Origin of the sequence: Limnochorda pilosa (assembly GCF_001544015.1) — a bacterium.
Lineage (GTDB): Bacteria > Bacillota > Limnochordia > Limnochordales > Limnochordaceae > Limnochorda > Limnochorda pilosa.
The window spans coordinates 3190998-3207647 of sequence record NZ_AP014924.1 but is presented as its reverse complement, the minus strand read 5'-3'; the positions used below and the strand labels follow the sequence as shown (position 1 = coordinate 3207647).

16 protein-coding genes are annotated in these 16650 nt (G+C 72.7%); 10 read left to right on the top strand and 6 right to left on the bottom strand.

Annotated features, from left to right (window positions below; all coding sequences use genetic code 11):
- Positions 1 to 16 precede the first annotated feature (16 nt).
- Positions 17 to 1411, top strand: a complete 1395-nt coding sequence (locus LIP_RS14235) for a M20/M25/M40 family metallo-hydrolase (RefSeq protein ID WP_068139817.1) — start codon at positions 17 to 19, stop codon at positions 1409 to 1411.
- Here the strand turns inward: LIP_RS14235 and LIP_RS14230 are convergent.
- The 5 genes from LIP_RS14230 to LIP_RS14210 all read right to left on the bottom strand — a co-directional run bounded on the left by LIP_RS14230 (position 1405) and on the right by LIP_RS14210 (position 5621).
- Entirely contained in the window at positions 1405 to 2151 is a 747-nt protein-coding gene (locus tag LIP_RS14230; protein WP_068139815.1) for an energy-coupling factor transporter transmembrane component T family protein, read from the bottom strand. The genes LIP_RS14235 and LIP_RS14230 overlap by 7 nt on opposite strands.
- Positions 2148 to 3032 (bottom strand): ATP-binding cassette domain-containing protein, encoded by an 885-nt coding sequence (locus LIP_RS14225; RefSeq protein WP_144440519.1) that lies wholly within the window; start codon positions 3030 to 3032, stop codon positions 2148 to 2150. Before LIP_RS14225 ends, LIP_RS14230 begins: the two co-directional genes overlap by 4 nt.
- The gene (locus LIP_RS14220; RefSeq protein WP_082726662.1) at positions 3029 to 3904 is read right to left on the bottom strand and encodes an ATP-binding cassette domain-containing protein; all 876 of its coding nucleotides are present in this window, start codon (positions 3902 to 3904) and stop codon (positions 3029 to 3031) included. The genes LIP_RS14225 and LIP_RS14220 overlap by 4 nt, the downstream gene beginning before the upstream one ends.
- A gap of 5 nt (positions 3905 to 3909) precedes the next feature.
- Positions 3910 to 4533, bottom strand: coding sequence for a biotin transporter BioY (locus LIP_RS14215; RefSeq protein WP_198409564.1), 624 nt, complete (start codon positions 4531 to 4533; stop codon positions 3910 to 3912).
- 86 nt (positions 4534 to 4619) lie between these two features.
- Positions 4620 to 5621 (bottom strand): biotin--[acetyl-CoA-carboxylase] ligase, encoded by a 1002-nt coding sequence (locus LIP_RS14210; protein ID WP_068139809.1) that lies wholly within the window; start codon positions 5619 to 5621, stop codon positions 4620 to 4622.
- A gap of 210 nt (positions 5622 to 5831) precedes the next feature.
- Between LIP_RS14210 and LIP_RS20235 the strand changes: the two genes are divergently transcribed.
- The 4 genes from LIP_RS20235 to LIP_RS14190 all read left to right on the top strand — a co-directional run bounded on the left by LIP_RS20235 (position 5832) and on the right by LIP_RS14190 (position 10512).
- Positions 5832 to 8129 carry an NADP-dependent malic enzyme gene (locus LIP_RS20235; RefSeq protein WP_144440518.1) on the top strand — a complete coding sequence of 766 codons (2298 nt, stop codon included), beginning with the start codon at positions 5832 to 5834 and terminating at the stop codon, positions 8127 to 8129.
- A gap of 148 nt (positions 8130 to 8277) precedes the next feature.
- Positions 8278 to 9360 carry an adenosine deaminase gene (gene add / locus LIP_RS14200; RefSeq protein WP_068139805.1) on the top strand — a complete coding sequence of 361 codons (1083 nt, stop codon included), beginning with the start codon at positions 8278 to 8280 and terminating at the stop codon, positions 9358 to 9360.
- Positions 9361 to 9427: 67 nt separating this feature from the next.
- Positions 9428 to 10294 carry a serine hydrolase gene (locus tag LIP_RS14195; protein ID WP_068139802.1) on the top strand — a complete coding sequence of 289 codons (867 nt, stop codon included), beginning with the start codon at positions 9428 to 9430 and terminating at the stop codon, positions 10292 to 10294.
- A gap of 2 nt (positions 10295 to 10296) precedes the next feature.
- Entirely contained in the window at positions 10297 to 10512 is a 216-nt protein-coding gene (locus LIP_RS14190) for a hypothetical protein (RefSeq protein WP_068139799.1), read from the top strand.
- A 138-nt stretch (positions 10513 to 10650) separates the two neighbouring features.
- On the opposite strand, the gene LIP_RS14185 is transcribed toward LIP_RS14190, so the two are convergent.
- Positions 10651 to 11601: a patatin-like phospholipase family protein gene (locus tag LIP_RS14185; RefSeq protein WP_068139797.1), complete on the bottom strand. Its 951-nt coding sequence runs from the start codon at positions 11599 to 11601 to the stop codon at positions 10651 to 10653.
- Between the two features lie 186 nt (positions 11602 to 11787).
- On the opposite strand from LIP_RS14185, the gene LIP_RS14180 reads away from it, so the two are divergent.
- The 5 genes from LIP_RS14180 to LIP_RS14160 all read left to right on the top strand — a co-directional run bounded on the left by LIP_RS14180 (position 11788) and on the right by LIP_RS14160 (position 16623).
- Positions 11788 to 12747, top strand: a complete 960-nt coding sequence (locus LIP_RS14180; RefSeq protein ID WP_068139794.1) for a diacylglycerol/lipid kinase family protein — start codon at positions 11788 to 11790, stop codon at positions 12745 to 12747.
- Positions 12748 to 12784: 37 nt separating this feature from the next.
- Positions 12785 to 13570 (top strand): SDR family oxidoreductase, encoded by a 786-nt coding sequence (locus tag LIP_RS14175; RefSeq protein WP_068139793.1) that lies wholly within the window; start codon positions 12785 to 12787, stop codon positions 13568 to 13570.
- 112 nt (positions 13571 to 13682) lie between these two features.
- Complete coding sequence (locus tag LIP_RS14170; protein ID WP_158509698.1) at positions 13683 to 14468, top strand: alpha/beta fold hydrolase; 786 nt, start codon at positions 13683 to 13685, stop codon at positions 14466 to 14468.
- The gene (locus LIP_RS14165; protein ID WP_068139787.1) at positions 14465 to 15517 is read left to right on the top strand and encodes a M42 family metallopeptidase; all 1053 of its coding nucleotides are present in this window, start codon (positions 14465 to 14467) and stop codon (positions 15515 to 15517) included. Before LIP_RS14170 ends, LIP_RS14165 begins: the two co-directional genes overlap by 4 nt.
- The gene (locus LIP_RS14160) at positions 15514 to 16623 is read left to right on the top strand and encodes a M42 family metallopeptidase (RefSeq protein WP_082726379.1); all 1110 of its coding nucleotides are present in this window, start codon (positions 15514 to 15516) and stop codon (positions 16621 to 16623) included. The genes LIP_RS14165 and LIP_RS14160 overlap by 4 nt, the downstream gene beginning before the upstream one ends.
- The last annotated feature ends 27 nt before the right edge of the window (positions 16624 to 16650 follow it).

Genomic DNA, 16650 nt, shown 5'->3' with positions numbered 1-16650 from the left:
GAAGGGGGCTGGGAGGATGGCACGTCTCGCGGACGCGGCGCTGGGAGGCCTTGCCGGGCGGAAGGAGCTGTTCCTTCAGGAGCTCCTCGCCTACTGCCGGCAACCCAGCGTGGCTGCGACGGGCGAAGGCATGGAGGCCATGGCGGGGCTGGTCTCGCGCACCCTGGAGCGGCTCGGGGCCGAGGTGGAGTGGTGGCACGGCCCGGGAGCCTTCCCCGTGATCTACGGGCGGCTGGAGCGTGGCGCCCCGGTGACCCTCCTCTTCTACAACCACTACGACGTCCAGCCCCCCGAACCGCTGGAGCGCTGGACAAGCCCTCCCTTCGAGCCGCGCCTGGCGGGAGACCGCCTCCACGCCCGGGGCGTCGCGGACGACAAGGGCGCGCTCCTCGCCCGGCTCCACGCGGTGGAGCTTCTGCAGCAGGTGGCGGGCGGGATCCCCGTGAACGTGATCTTCCTGGTGGAGGGCGGCGAAGAGGTGGGAAGCCCCGGCCTCGGCAGGCTCCTTTCGGCCCACCGGCGGCAGCTCCAGGCCGACGGGTGTCTCTGGGAAGGGGGCGAGATCGGTGCCCACGGCCGCCTGGAGGTGGAGGCCGGCTGCAAGGGGATGCTCTACGTGGAGCTGGTGGTTCGGGGTCCCAGGGAAGACCTCCATTCCAGCCTGGCCGGCCTGGCGCCCAATCCCGTGTGGCACCTGCTGGAGGCGCTGCGGACCCTTTACGACCCCGGCAGCGGCCGGATCCTGGTGGACGGCTTCTACGACCGGGTCCGGCCGCCGTCGCCGGAGGAGCTGAGTCTGGTCGACGCCTACCCCCTTGACGAGGGCGCCCTCGCCCAGGCGTGGGGGCTCGTCGAGCTCGAGAGCCGGCGCCAGGGCCGGACCGCGCCCCGGGCGCTCTTCGTGGAGCCCACGTGTAACGTGAGCGGCATCTTCGCCGGTTACGCCGGACCTGGCAGCAAGACCGTGCTCCCGTCGGAGGCGCGGGCCCGGGTGGACTTCCGCCTGGTTCCGAACCAGTCCGCATCGGACTGCCTGCGGAAGCTGGAGCATCACCTGGCGCGGCGGGGCTTTCGCGACGTGCGCGTCGTGGACGGCGGGTCCGAGGACCCGGGCCAGTCGCCCCTGGACCATCCCCTGGTGGAGCGGGTGGCGGCCGCGGCGCGGGAGACCTACGGCGTGGATCCCATCCTGAAACCCCGATCGGCCGGAACGGGCCCGGCCGCGCTCTTCGTGGACACGCTCGGGCTGCCGGTGGTGAACGGGCCCGGGGTTGCCTACCACGGGTCGGGACCGCATGCGCCCGATGAGCACATCCGGCTTGGAGACTACTGGCGGGGCATCGAGCACGTGGTGCGGTTGCTGGCGGGCTTCGACGCAGAGGATGGACTCCTGAAGGGGCGGCCTCAGTAACGCCACGCGACCCAGGCCAGGAGGGCAAGGCCGGGGACCACGACCACGAAGTCGGCCAGGCACCAGGGGCGCCGGCGGGGGTCGGGGTCGCGGGCGGCGCGGAAGCCCCGGGCGTCCAGGGCCGCGCCGAGCTCCTCGGACCGCCGCAAGGCCCGGGCCGCGACGGGCACCACCACGGCCAGGAGCGCCCGGGCCCGGCCCTTCCAGCCGCACCGGCGCACTCCGGACCCCCGAGCCCTCTGGGCCAGGATCACCCGGGAGACCTCCTCCCGCAGGAGGGGGAGAAACCCGAGGGCCAGAGCGGTGGTCCAGACCAGGTCGCGGACCGGCAGGCCCAGGCGGCGCGCGGGGCGCAAGAGCTGCTCCCAGGCCTCCAGGAGCCGGGGCGCCGGCGTGGTGAGGGAGGCCAACCCGCCCCCGGCCACGAGCAGCAAGAGGCGGCCCGGCGCGAGCACAGCCCGGGCCGGACCCGCGGCTGCCACACCGCCTGAACCGTCCAGGGCGCTGGCGGGGGCCAGGCCGGCTGCCAGCAGAGGATGGAGGGCCGCCAGCGCCGCGAAGGGAAGGACGGGGAGGAGGGTGCGCGCCAGCCGGCGCGGGGGCACCCGCCCGACCCACGCGGCCAGGGCGGCGATGCCGCCCAGCCAGAGCAGGCCCTGGATCCTTTCCACCTGGAAGGCCGCCGCCGCAAAGGCCAGGGAGAGCAGCAGTCGCGCCAGGGCGCCAGGGCGGTGGTTCACGGCTCCTTCCCCCGAAGCAGGCGGGCGATGGCCTCCAGCGTCGGCTCCACGTCCAGGAGGTGGGCCGGCAGCGGCAGGCCGCGCTCCCGCAGGCGGGCCGCGAGCCGCGCCGCCGTGGGCGGGTCCACCGCCAGGGCGGCCAGGCGGGCGGGGTCGGCCACGGCCTCCACGGGCGAAGCGTCCAGGGCGAGCCTACCCTGATGGAGCACCAGCAGCCGGTTGACCAGCCCCACCACCTCCTCCATGCGGTGGGTGACCACCACCAGCCCCGTTCCTTTCCGGTGAAGCCGGTCCAGCAGCCGCATCAGGGCCTCGGCCGCGGCAGGGTCCAGCCCGGCGGTGGGCTCGTCGAGCACCAGGACCTCGGGCTCCAGGGCCAACACGCCGGCCAGGGCCGCCCGGCGCTGCTCGCCCCCCGAGAGGGCGAAGGGCGACCGCCCGGCCACCGTGGCCGGGTCGAGCCCCACGGCCTCCAGGGCCCGGCCCACCCGGTCCTCCACCTCTCCCGGCGGCAGGCCCAGGTTGCGCGGGCCGAAGGCCACGTCGTCGAAGACCGTCGCCTCGAAGAGCTGGTGCTCCGGGTACTGGAAGAGGTAGGCCACGGGAAGGCGCGCCGGTTCCTTCGGATGGCTCCGGCGGCCGGGCTCGGGACGCCCCCGGAGGGCAGCGTAGGCCGGCATCCGGTCCCAGAGGGCCTCGCCGGAGGTGGGACGGATCAACCCCGCCATCACCTGGGCGAGGGTGGACTTGCCGGCCCCGGTGGCACCCATCAGGGCCACGGCCTCGGACCGGCCCATCCGGAGGCTCACCTCCCGCAGGGCCGGCCGGGACGCTTTCCCCTCGGAAGGATAGGTGTGACTTACCGCCCGGAGCTCGATCACGGGACCCGCCCCCGGAGACGGGAGCGCCACGCCCGCGCCACGGCGCCGGCCACGGCCTCCACGGTGCTCGCCTGCTCGGGTACCGCCACGCCCGCCTGGCGCAGGCCCTCGGCCAGCCGGATGAGGGCGGGCGCCCGCAGCCCCCAGCCCTCCAGAAGGTCGCCGTGGCTTGCCAGGAGCGCTGCGGGGGCCCCGTCCGCCACCACCCGGCCCCGGCTCAGCACCAGCAGGCGGTGGGCCAGGAGCGCTTCGTCCAGCAGGTGGGTGGTCCAGAGGACCGCAAGCCGCCGGCGCCGCACCAGCCCCAGGACGGCGGCCAGCACCTCGCGGCGGCCTCGGGGGTCCAGCATGGAGGTGGGCTCGTCCAGGACCAGTGCGTCGGGCTCCATGGCCAGGGCGCCCGCCACGGCCAGGCGTTGCCGCTGCCCGCCGGAGAGTTGCCGGGTGGGGCGGCGGCGGAGGCCGGCCAGGCCCACGGCCTCCACGGCCGCCGCCACCCGCCGCTCGATCTCCTCCGGCGGGAGGCCCAGGTTCTCCGGGCCGAAGGCGACGTCCTCCTCCACGGTGGAGCCCACCACCTGGCTCTCCGGGTCCTGAAAGACCAGACCCACCCGCGGCCGGAGCGGTGGGCGGCCGGGGGTGAGCGGCTCGCCGCCCACCCAGACCTGGCCGGCGTCCCACGCCGTGAGGCCTCCCAGAATCCGGGCCAGGGTGGACTTACCCGATCCGTTGGGACCCGCCACCGCCACCCACTCCCCCCGGGCGACGGTGAGGGTGACCCCCCGGAGGGAAGGGATGGGACCGCCCGGCCCGGGGTAGGCGTGGTGCACGCCCTCCGCCTTGAGGAAGGGCTCGCCGGTGGCAGGAAGCACGCCGGTCACGAGCCTTCCGGCGTGCGGAGGGGGCCGCCCGCCAGGTGCGGTACCGCGGCGGTGAGCCGCTCGGCGGCCAGTGCGGCCACCAGCGCCTTCAGCACGTCGCCCGGCAGGAAGGGAAGGGCCCCGGCCAGGAGCGCCGCCTTCCAGCCCATGCCGGTCACCAGGGCGAGCTGGAGCACGCCCAGGGCGTAGACCACGCCCACCCCGCCCGCAAGCGCGGCGGCCACGGCCCGGATGCGGCCCGCGCCGGGCAGCCGCTGGGCGACCCAGCCCACGACGAAGGCGCCCACCACGTGCCCCAGAAGGTAGCCGCCGGTGGGTCCGGCCAGCACGCCCAGGCCGGCGGCGCCACCAGCGAAGACCGGCAGCCCCGATGCCCCCATCAGGAGATAGGCCCCCTGCGCAAGAGCCCCCCACCGGGCTCCCAGCAGGAGGCCCGAGAGCATCAGGCCGAAGGTCTGCCCCGTCAGGGGGACGGGTGAGAAGGGAAGCGGCAGGCTTACGTGGGCCAGGGCCGCGGTGAGCGCCGCGAAGAGGGCGGCACGGGCCAAGGTCCTGGTCGGGGCGCCGGGCGCGGGGCTTGGTTGCCGCGAGCGCTCCGGGACAAGATCCGACGAAGGCACGAGCATCACCTCCCGATGGTCCTGCCGCCGCGGGCACGCGCGGCGTTCCCGCGGTCCGGGCGGTTCCGTCGTCCTGCCGGGCAGGCTCATGCCGGCCGGATGGAGACGTCCGCCGCGTAAACGGCGACCGGGGCACCTCCCGATGCCGGCCGCACCAGGAGCGCCCCGTCGGGCGCCAGGTCTTCGGCCAGGCCGGGCCAGGTTCGATCGGCCTCCTCCACGGTCACGGGCCGCCCCAGGGTGGCCGAGAAGGCCCGCACCTCCTCGAGCAACGGCTCGAAGCCCTCGACCAGCACCTGGCGGTAGCGGGCCCCCAGGTGGCGCAGGACCCATCGCAGGAGCTCCGCCCGGTGCACGGGGCGCCCTGCGGCCATTCGCAGCGAGGCGGCCTTCCCGGCCAGATGGGGCGGGAAGTCCGAGGCGGTCTGGTTCACGTTGAGGCCCACGCCCAGGATGCAGGCCCGGATCCGGTCCAGCTCGGCATCCAGCTCGGCCAGCACCCCACAGACCTTCCCTTGAGGGACCATCACGTCGTTGGGCCACTTCACCCGCGCGTCCACAGCGGCGACCTGCTCCGCGGCTGCACGGACCGCCGCGGCCGCCATCAAGGCCAGGAGGGGTGCGTCGCGGGCGGGAAGGGGTGGGCGGAGCAGCACGGAAAGCCAGAGACCCAGCCCGGGGGGCGATGCCCACTCCCGCCCCCGCCGCCCCCGGCCGGCCGTCTGCTGCTCGGCGACCACCACCGTTCCTTCGGGCGCCCCCTGCCGGCCCAGCCGCCGGAGATGGTCGTTCGTGGAGGGCAGTTCGGGGAAGTATTCCAGGTGGAACGTGGAGCCCGGCTCGAGGCCGACGAGCTCTGGAACGGGGTCCGGGAAGACCTCCTCGGGCAGGGGTTGGTCCGGAGCGGCCGCAAGCCGGTAGCCCCGGCGGGGGCTGGCCGCCACCGCGTAGCCCCGGCGGCGGAGCGCGTTCACCGCTTTCCAGACGGCGTTCCGGGAAAGCCCCAGGGAGGACGCCAACGCTTCTCCGGAGACCCAGCCGCCCCGCGCCGCCTTGAGGGACTGGAGGACCAGGACGACCGTCTCCACCGGGAACCTCCTCCACACCGAGCTGGGTCCAGAATCACGCTCCCAGGATAAGGCGGGCGGGTGGGTTTGTCAACCAGTCGTGGGACGCGCAGGTGACGTACCACCGGAACCTGCCGGAGCCGCCAAAGGATTCCTGTATACAGGATGAGAATAGTGCAGGGGGTCTTACCCTGCGGGAGCGCGATCCTGCAGGAGCTAGGGGGGAACGACGTGGCCAAAATCCTCCGCGAGGAGGCCCTGGAGTACCACTCCAAGGGACGTCCTGGCAAGATCGAGCTGCGGGTCACCAAGCCGTGCGCGACCCAGCGCGACCTGTCGCTCGCGTACACCCCGGGCGTGGCCGAGCCGGTGCGGGAGATCGAGAAGGATCCCGACAAGGCCTTCGACTACACCGCCCGGGGCAACCTGGTGGCCGTCGTGTCCAACGGCACGGCGGTGTTGGGCCTGGGCAACGTGGGGGCTCTGGCAGGCAAGCCCGTGATGGAGGGCAAGGGGGTCCTCTTCAAGCGGTTTGCGGACATCGACGTCTTCGACCTGGAGATCGACGCGCCGGATCCCGAGGACGTGATCCGGATCGTCAAGGCGCTCGAGCCCACCTTCGGGGGCATCAACCTGGAGGACATCAAGGCGCCCGAGTGCTTCGAGATCGAACGCCGGTTGAAGGCGGAGATGGAGATCCCCGTCTTCCACGACGACCAGCACGGGACGGCCATCATCTCGGGTGCCGCCCTGCTCAACGGCCTGGAGGTGGTGGGCAAGGCCATCGACCAGGTCCGCCTGGTGATCAACGGCGCCGGCGCATCGGCCATCGCGTGCGCGGACTTCTTCGTCAACCTGGGCCTGCGGCGTGAGAACATCCTCATGTGCGACTCCAAGGGGGTCATCTACAAGGGCCGCACCGAGGGGATGAACCCCTTCAAGGAGGCGTACGCTGCCGACACCAACCGGCGCACCCTGGCGGAGGCGCTGGAAGGGGCCGACGTCTTCCTCGGCCTGTCCATCGCCAACGTGGTCACCGCCGAGATGGCGAAGCGCATGGCCGAGCGGCCCATGATCATGCCGCTGGCCAACCCGGATCCGGAGATCCCCTACGAGGTGGCCCGCGAGGCCCGTCCCGACGCGCTGGTGGCCACGGGCCGCAGCGACTACCCCAACCAGGTGAACAACGTGCTGGGCTTCCCCTTCATCTTCCGGGGGGCGCTCGACGTGCGGGCCCGGGCCATCAACGACGCGATGAAGGTCGCCGCCGCCCGCGCCCTGGCCAACCTGGCCCGCGAGGAGGTGCCCGACGTGGTCCTCCGGGCCTACGGGGTGGAGCAGATGCGCTTCGGTCCGGACTACCTGATCCCCAAGGCGCTGGATCCCCGGGTTCTCACCTGGGAGGCGCCGGCGGTGGCCCAGGCCGCGATGGAGACGGGCGTGGCGCGGCTCCACGTCGACCTGGACGAGTACCGGGAGCGTCTGGAGACCCGCTTCGGCAAGGCGCGCCAGGTGAAGCACTTCATCATGCACCGGGCCCAGCAGAGTCCCAAGCGGGTCGTCTTCTCCGAGGGCGAGGAGCCCAAGATCATCCGGGCCGCCGCCATCCTCCGGGATGAAGGGCTCGCCCAGCCGATCCTCCTGGGGAACCCGGACGTGGTGACGGCAACCGCCCACGGGCTCGGGATCAACGGGCAACTCACCGTCATCTGTCCCGAGCGGCACCCGCGCTTCGAGGCCTACGTCGAGCGCTACTACCAGATGCGCCAACGGAAGGGCGTCACCCTGCGGGAGGCCCGGAAGCTGGCTCGGCAGGGGAACGTCTTCGGGCCGTTGATGGTGGAGGTGGGCGACGCGGACGCGTTCGTGGCCGGCCTCACCTACCACTATCCCGAGGTGCTGCGCCCTGCGCTGCAGATCATCAAGACGCGGCCGGGGGTCGGCCGGGTGGCCGGCCTTTACCTGATGGTGCTGGACGACAAGGCCTTCTTCTTCACCGATGCCACGGTGAACGTCGAGCCGACGGCGGAGGAGCTGGCCGACATCGCCATCCTCGCGGCCGAGCGGGCGAAGATGCTTGGCGTCAAACCCCGCATCGCCATGCTCTCCTTCTCCAACTTCGGCTCCACGCCGCACCCGCTGGCGGAGAAGGTGCGCTTGGCCACCGAGCTCGTGCGCGACCGGAGGCCGGATCTGGCCGTGGACGGTGAGATGCAGGCCGATACCGCGGTGGTGCCCGAGATCCTCGAGAGCGAGTATCCCTTCTCGGCTCTCAAGGGCGGCGCCAACGTCCTGGTCTTCCCGGATCTCAGCTCCGCCAACATCGCGTACAAGCTCCTCCAGCGCCTGGGCGGCGCCGAAGCCATCGGGCCCATCCTGATGGGCACCCGCAAGTCCGTCCACGTGCTGCAGCGGGGCGACGATGTGGAAGACATCGTCAACATCGCCTGCGTGGCCGTCATGGACGCGCAGGAGATGGAGCGGGCCGCCCGCCATCCCGAGATGCAGGAGGCGGCGGGGCGGCTGTAGAAGCATCGGGGACAGCCGTGATCGAAGCCCGGGGCCGCAGCGCTGCGGCCCCGGGGCGTACCTGGGGCCGAGCACGACCTCCGCGCCCGACCCTGCCGCGCCCGCCCTGCAGGCATGGGCCCGAGGGATGGAGGAGGCGACGAGTTCCATGTCAGAGGGTCCGGTGCACCAGGGGACGGCAACGCCGGTGGCCCCCGTCCTTCGCGCGTTGCCCAAGGCCGACCTGCACCTCCACCTGGATGGGGCGCTCCGCCCGCAGACGTACGTGGAGCTGGCCCGAGCCCTTCCCAGCGGCGACGGCCTCACCCTGGAAGAGGCGGAGCGGGCGATCACGGTGGGACCCGGCGTCCGCAGCCTGGCCGAATTCCTCACCCGCTTCCCCGTCATCAACCGGGTGACCCAGACGGAGGCGGCACTCCGCCGCATCACCCGTGAGGCTCTGGAGGACGCCCACCGCTCGGGCGTCCGCTACGCCGAGCTGCGGGCGGCCCCCTGGCTCCACACCGAGGGCGGCTTGACCTTGGAGCAGGTCGTGGAGGCCATCCTTCAGGGGATCCAGGAGGCCGGCCGGCAGTGGCCCATTCTGGCCCGCCTGATCCTGGTGGTGATGCGGGGACGGCCCGAGGAGGAGAACCGGCAGGTGGTGGAGCTGGCCGCGCGCTACCGGGATCACGGGGTGGCCGGGGTCGACCTGGCGGGTGACGAGACCGCCTATCCACCGGAGCTCTACGTCCCCATCTTCCGAAGGGCGCGGGATGCAGGGCTGGCCGTCACCATCCACGCCGGCGAGGCCGCGGGGCCGGAGGCCGTCTGGGTGGCGGTGCGGGAGCTGGGGGCGTGGCGCATCGGCCACGGCACCCGGGCCGTGGAGGATCCTGCGCTGCTCGACCACCTGCGGGAGCACCGGATCTGGATTGAGTCGTGCCTCACCAGCAACCTGCAGACAGGTGCGGTCCGCCGCCTTCAGGACCATCCCTTCGGCCGCTTCCTGGCCGAGGGCGTGCCCGTCACCCTCAACTCCGACGACCCCGGCGTCTCCCGCATCGAGCTCGCTGGCGAGTGGTCCCTGGCCGCGGGAGTCTTCGAGCTGGACTTCGACCGGCTCGCCCGCCTGGCCCTGAACGGGGTGGAAGCGGCCTTCGTTCCTGAGACCACCCGCGCCATGCTGCGGGCTGAGTTCGAGAACCGGATCGAGCAGCTCCACCCTCGGCAGGGCGCAAGCGGCTCCTGAAGGGCAGTACCGCTTGCGAGACCGCCGGGGCCCTGCACGCGAGGAGCATCCACGGGAGGTCGTGCCCATGATGCGCAGCATCTACGATGAGCTCACCGAGCTCGACGCAGGCTTCAGCGGAACGCTGGCCGTGGCAGCCCGGGGGTTGTCCGGACGCCCCGCCCGCCGCCCCGCGCTCTCCTTCCGGGCGGCCGAGACCTTCCCGGCGGCCAGCGTCATCAAGCTGCCCATCCTGGTGGAGGCCTTCCGGCAGGCCGAGGAAGGCCGGCTGGACCTCGCCCGGCGCGTCCCCCTTCGCACGGAGGACCAGGTGGGCGGCAGCGGGGTGCTGAAGGAGCTGGAGCCCGGCCTCGAGCCCACCCTGCGGGACCTGCTCACGCTCATGATCGTGGTGAGCGACAACACGGCCACCAACATGGTCATGGAGCGGGTGGGGATCGAGGCGGTCAACGCGTCGGCGCAGGCATGGGGGCTCCGGCAGACCTACCTGGCCGGGCCGCTCCTGGCGCCGCCCGAGCGCCAGACCCCGGCCCAGCGGGAGGGTCGCCGGTCCACCGTCTCGCCGGCGGACATGGTGGAGCTCCTCACCGCCCTCCACCGGCACCAGATCCTCTCCGAGGCCGGATGCGAGCAGGTGCTGGAGATCCTGGGCCGGCAGCACTTCTCTGTCCTGGGCCGCGAGCTGGGCTACGACCTGGACGCGGTCGAAGACGGAACCTCGGACCTCCGCATCCAGTCCAAGAGCGGCTCCATCGCGGGCGTGCGGAACGACGTGGGGATCATCAGCACCTCCCACGGCGCCTACGCGGTGGCGGTGATGACCAAGGACTCCCGGGACCGGGGCTTCGCCTACCAGAACGAGGGCGAGACCGTGGTGGCCCGGGCCTCCAGGCTCGTCTTCGACCACTGGCTGGGGCCCGGGGAGGAGGGATAGCCGTGGCCGGCTCGAGTGCCATGCGCTCGCTCCCCGTGCCCGCCCACGTCCCCGACGAGGCGGTGAGCCGCCTCCTGCGGTGGCTGGAGGAGAACCAGTGGTTCGCGTACGGTGTGGTTGCCTACGATGCCGATTCCCGCCGCTTCCAGGTGGAGGAGGGCCATGCGGACTTCTTCCTGGAGGCGGCGCGGGAGCAGGGGGTGGGGCTTCTCCCTTGACCTACCTGATGGCTCTCCGCACCCGACGCGAACGGGCGCAGCCGCCAAGCACCCATGCGCTGCCGACCTCGATCGGTCTCGCGCCGTCGCCGCTACCGGTGGGTCCGCTCTCATGCCGACAGGGAACCCTGACGGGCCCTACGACCCTAGCCCGAACCACCGCCGCCGGGGCCGCAAGGGCCGGCGGAGCAGCTCTTCCAGGGCGGGAAGGGCTGCCATGGCCGCCACCCGGCCGGCCGCCAGGTACTCGGGGATCACCGACGACTCGGTCATGGGCGCGTCGCGCAGGCGCGGGTGGATCACCACGTCCGCGTCGTGCTCGAGCTGCAGGCGGGTCATCACCGCGGTGCCGATGCTGAGGGAACGCCCCAGGATGCGGGTGAGGCCCTGGATCTCGCCGTGGTTCCCCTCGGTGGGCGCCACGTCGACCGCCGCCACTTTCCGGGCCCCCAGCAATCGGGCGGTGGGAGCGGGAACGGGCTCGGCCACGCCGCCGTCCACCAGGATCCTGCCGGCGATGCGCTTGGGCGCGTAGAACCACGGAATGGACGAGCTGGCCCGCACCGCGGCGGCGGTGTCGGCGACCTCCTCGCTGAGGAAGACGGTTCCCAACGGGGGCTCCCCTGGGAACAAGCGCCGGGCGCCAAGGATCACCCGCTCTCCTGAGCGTATGTCCACGGCCACGCACGCGAAAGGTAAGGAAAGTTGATCCAGCCCCGGCACGGGCAGGTTCTCCCGGATCCAGGCTTCCAGCCGGCGGCCGGCGGCGATGCCGCTGGGGGTGCGGGCCGAGCGCCCGATCATCTCCAGGGCCACCCGCTGGCTCAGGAGGAGGAGCGAGAGCGGGCCTAGGTCGGTGTCGACGAGGACGTCCGCGGTGAGCGAGCGGGTCAGCTCGGCCATGTGGTAGGGATCGATGCCGGCCGCATAGAAGGCGCCCACCAGGCTTCCGGCCGACGTGCCCGTGACCATGGATGGGTAGATCCCATGCTCGTGCAGGACCTGGAGGACTCCGATGTGCGCCACGCCGCGCAGCGCGCCGCCCCCCAGGGCCAGCGCCAGGTCGGTCCGCTCAGGGGAGGCAGCCAAACCCATCCCACCCAGGAAAACGAAGTGGCCTGACGAAATGAAGCCTCTGGTGTTATTCCGGCTGCCGGTGCGTGGATCCTGCCCTCCCGGGCGGATTCGGGGACGCGCCGCAAGGCCAGGCCTGGGCACCGGGGATGGCAGGCAGTGCGTGGGGGCGCACGGTTCGGGCGAGGAGGAGCGTGGGCGATGGAAGCGTTCTTCGTGGTCAACCCCGTGGCGGGTTCGGGGAGGGCCCGTCGTGCTTGGAACCGGCTCCAGGACCTGGTGGGCGCGCCGCTCCCCAGCAGTCTCACCCGCGCCCCGGGCCAGGCGGTGGAGCTGGCCCTGGGAGCAGCACACGAGGGCTACCCGCTGGTGGTGGCGGTTGGGGGCGACGGTACCGCCAACGAGGTGGTGAACGGTCTCATGCAGCTCCCTCCCGAGAGGCGGCCCGCCTTCGGCCAGGTGTCGTGCGGAACGGGCAACGACTTCGCCCGGAACACAGGGATTCCTCGTCGTCTGGAAACGTGGCTCCGTCTCCTGCGCGAGCCCCACCTCCGCCCCCTGGACCTGGGACGGGTGAACGGCCGCTACTTCCTGAACATCACCGGGGTCGGCTTCGACGCCGAGGTGGCCCACCTGGGCGGGCAGCTCCCCACCTTCATCCCGGGCACCTTCAACTACATGGTCGCCATCCTGGCCCAGCTTGCCACCTACCGGAACCAGCTCATGCGCATCCGGGTGGATGGGCGAAGCTGGGAGGAGCGCTGCCTGCTGGTCGCCGTCGGGAACCTGCCCCACTGCGCAGGGGGGCTGAACCTGTGCCCCACCGCCCGGGCGGACGACGGCCTCCTGGAGACGGTGGTGGTGGGCGACCTGACGCGCTCGGAGGTCCTCCGGGTGCTGCCCCGGGTCTTCCCGGGGACCCACGTTCGGCACCCGAAGGTGCAGGTCCTCGCGGCCCGCGAGGTGGAGGTGGACTCGGACGCGCCCCTCCACTGGCAGGCCGACGGCGAGGTGATGGCGGGTCTTCCGGCCAGGCTCGACGCGCACCCCGCGGCCATCCAGCTCCTGGCGCCCGCGGCCGCCGCAGCTGCCGGCCTGCCCCAGGCCGCTCAACGGCAGGCCGAGCCAAGCCTGCCCCGGCACGCCGGCCGCGCCCGGTAATCACCGAGCCCCGAAGGGGCTGGAAGGGAGACGGATCATGGATCTGAAGCTTCAAGGGCGGCGGGGTGTCGTCCTGGCGTCGAGTCGCGGTCTGGGGCGGGCCATTGCCCACGAGCTGGCCCGCGAGGGAGCCACCCTGGCCCTGGCCAGTCGTGACGAGGCCCGGATCGCCCAGGTGGCCGAGGTCATTGCGGCGGAGACGGGGAGGCGCCCCTTCCACCGGGCGGTGGACGTCACCCAGAAGGAGGGCCTCGAGGCGTTCATCCAGGAATCGGCCGAGGCCATGGGGGGCCTGGAGCTCCTGGTCTGCAACGCGGGCGGGCCGCCGGCAGGGCGCTTCGAGCAGCTGGGCGACGACGCCTGGCAGCTTGCCTTCGACCTGAACCTCATGAGCGTGGTCCGGTCCATCCGTGCGGCCCGGCCCTACCTGGAGCGAAACGGTGGCTCCATCGTCATCATCGTCTCGTCGTCGGTGAAGCAGCCCATCCCGGGGCTCCTTCTTTCCAACGCGTTCCGGCCGGCGATCGTGGGCCTGGCCAAGACCCTCTCCCAGGAGCTGGCCCCCCGGGTGCGCATCAACTGCATCGCGCCCGGGCGGCTGGACACCGAGCGGGTGCGGGAGCTGGACGAGATCAAGGCCCGCCAGGTCGGGAGCACGCTGGATGAGGTCCGGCGCCAGTGGGAGGCGGGCATCCCGCTAGGGCGCTACGGGGATCCGGCCGAGCTGGCCCGCCTGGCCGCCTTCCTCCTCTCGGACGCCGCCAGCTACGTCACCGGGCAGACCCTGGTGGTGGACGGCGGAATGGGGACGACCCTGGCCTGACGCGGCGGCGCCAGGCTGCATCGGGCGCCGCGAGGCAGTGCGCCGTCCGGTCCCGCGTGCGAGCGCGGCGTGCAAGGGAGGGCCAGCGCTGGAAAAGATGGACGTGGGGGGCGTGCAGCTCGCGTTCCGCCGGGAGGGCGAGGGCGAGCCGGTGCTCTTCCTGCCGCCCCTGGGAGGAACCCATGCCGCCTTCAACCACCTTCGGCGCCGCCTGCCCCCGTGCCAGGCCATCCTCTTCGACCCCCGCGGGTCGGGAGCGAGCGACCGGCCCGCGTCGGGGTACTCGGTGCAGCAGGCGGCTGCGGACGGCTGGGCTCTCCTGGACGGGCTCGGAATCGGGCAGGCCGTCCTCGTGGGGGTCTCCTTCGGGGGCGCGGTCGCCCAGGCCATGGCCGGGACGCACCCCGATCGGATGGACGGGCTGCTGCTGATCTCCACGTGGCTCGCCCCCGATGCCCATCGCAGCGAGCTGGTGCGGGTCTGGGCCGAGCTCTACGAGCGGCTGCCGGTGGGGCTCTTCTACCGGGAGGTCCACCTCTGGACCTTCGCTCCCGCCTTGTACGAAAGGTCGGAGGCGACCATCCGGCGGTTGCAGCAGGGTCTGGCCCTGGAGCGGGGGCACCCGGATCGGGCCGTCTTCCGCCAAATGGCCGAGGCGGCCCTGGCCTTCGACGGGCGCGGGCTCTTGGCGGGCTTGCGGGTGCCGGCCCGGGTGCTGGTGGGCGGTGAGGACCGCGTGACGCCGCCCAAGGAGGCGGGCCGGCTCGCGGCCCAGGTACCGGGGGCGGAACTGCGGGTGGTACCGGGACGTGGGCACGGGCTCGTGTGGGAGGACCCCGACGAGCCGTTGCAGGCCTTGGCCGAGGTGCTGAACGCGGTGGAGGTGAGCGGCAGGTGACAGCGACGGAGTTCCTGGAGGCCGTCTCGGAGCTGCCCGGGGTCTCCGGGCACGAGGCGGAGGTGGCCGTCCGCATTCGGGAGGCATGGGAGCCCCTGGTGGACGAGGTCCGGGTGGATCCGCTGGGGAACCTGGTGGCCCTGAAGCGGGGCGAGGGACCCGAACCCCGCCCCCGGGTGATGATCGCCACCCACATGGACGAGATCGGCTTCATGGTCCTCTCCATCGAGAAGGGCGGCTTCCTGAGGGTGGCGCCCGTGGGCGGCATCGACGTGCGGAACGTCCTGGCCCACCGGGTGCGGGTGCAAGGGCGGCGGGAGCTGGTGGGGTACCTGGGGATGAAGCCCCCCCACCTCACCACCCCCGAGGAGATGAAGAAGCCCGTGCCCATGCAGGATCTCTTCGTGGACGTGGGGCTGCCCGAGGAACGGGTGCGGGCCCTGGTGGAACCGGGCGACCTGGTGGTTCGCGACCAGCGGGCCGTGCGCCTCTTGGGCGGGCGGCTGGCCGGAAAGGCCTTCGACAACCGCGCAAGCGTCGCGGCGGCGTACCACGCCCTGGGGGAGCTGACCCGCCGGCGGCACAGGGTCGACGTGCTGGCGGTGGCCACGGTCCAGGAAGAGGTGGGCCTGCGGGGCGCCACCACCAGCGCCTTCGGCGTCGCGCCTGACGTGGGCCTCGCGGTGGACGTAGGCTTCGCCCGCCAGCCTGCCGTGGAGAAGGACCGCTCCGCCGAGGCCGGCGGCGGCCCCGCCCTGGCACTGGGGCCCAACATCCATCCGGAGGTCTTCCGCTTCCTGGTGGAGCGGGCCAAGGCCGAGGGGATCCCGCACCAGATCGAGCCGGCCCCCGGCCAGACGGGCACTGACGCGTGGGCCCTCCAGGTGGCCCGCAGCGGTGTGGCCACGGGCCTCCTCTCGGTGCCGCTTCGGTACATGCACAGCACCGTGGAGACCGTGGACGCCCGGGACCTGGAGGCCACGGGACGGCTCCTGGCCGCCGCCGTCTCCGGGATGGACCCGCAATGGGTGAGGGGGCTCAACCAATGAGCGAACCGGCCCGCGAGCCGCTCTGGAGCCCGAGCGAGCGGGAGGCCGCGATCATTGAGGGTTTGCGGTACCTATCGGAGTTGGACGGGGTCTCGGGTGCGGAAGGGCCCGTCCGCGCCTGGATTCGGGAGCGCGTCGAGGCAAAGCCGCCGCCGGGATCCTGGCGCATGGAGACCGACGCGCTGGGGAACCTCCTGGTGCGCGTGGGGGAGGAGAAGCCCGGCCCCCGCCTGATGGTGGCCGCCCACATGGACGAGGTGGGCCTCATGGTCACCTCCGTCGAGGACGACGGCCTCCTCCACTTCCGCCCCGTGGGCGGCATCGACCCCCGCATCCTGCCGGCGCAGGTGGTGCGCATCGGCGAGAGGCGGGTGCCCGGGGTGGTGGGGGGCAAGCCCATCCACCTTCAGCAGCCCGAAGAGCGGAAGAAGGCCTACCGGCTCGAGGAGCTCTACCTCGACATCGGCGCCCGGAGCCGCAACGAGGCCGAGGCGGTGGTGAGCCTGGGCGACCGGGTCGTCTTCGAGCGCCCCTTCGAGGTCTTCGGGGAAGGGCGGGTGATGGGGAAGGCCCTCGACGACCGGGCCGGCTGCCTCATGCTCCTGGAGCTCCTGCGGGAGGAGTGGCCCGGACCCTTCCTGGCCGCCTTCACCGTCCAGGAGGAGGTGGGCCTGCGAGGTGCCCAGGTGGCTGCCTACCGGCTGGAGCCCGACGCCGCGCTGGTGCTGGAGACTACCTCCTGCGCCGATCTTCCCGACGTGGACCCCGCCCGGCAGACCACCCGCCTGGGCCAGGGGCCTGCCGTGACCTTCCGCGACCGCACCAGCATCGCGGACCCGGAGATGGTCCGCATCCTGGTACGGGAGGCGGAGGCGGCCCGAATCCCGTGGCAGTGGAAGCAGGGCGTCGCAGGCGGCAACGACGCGGGCGCCATCCAGACCCAGCGGGGCGGCGCGCGGGTGGCCAGCCTCTCGCTCCCGTGCCGGTACCTGCACCAGCCCGGGGGCGTCCTTTCCCTGGACGACTACCAGCATGCTCTGGAGCTCGCCCGGCGCGCCCTCCGCGCCTGGGCCCGGGAGCTTCCCAACGGAGGCGACGGACGGTGAAGGAGACCTTTCGCAAGCTGAGCGAGA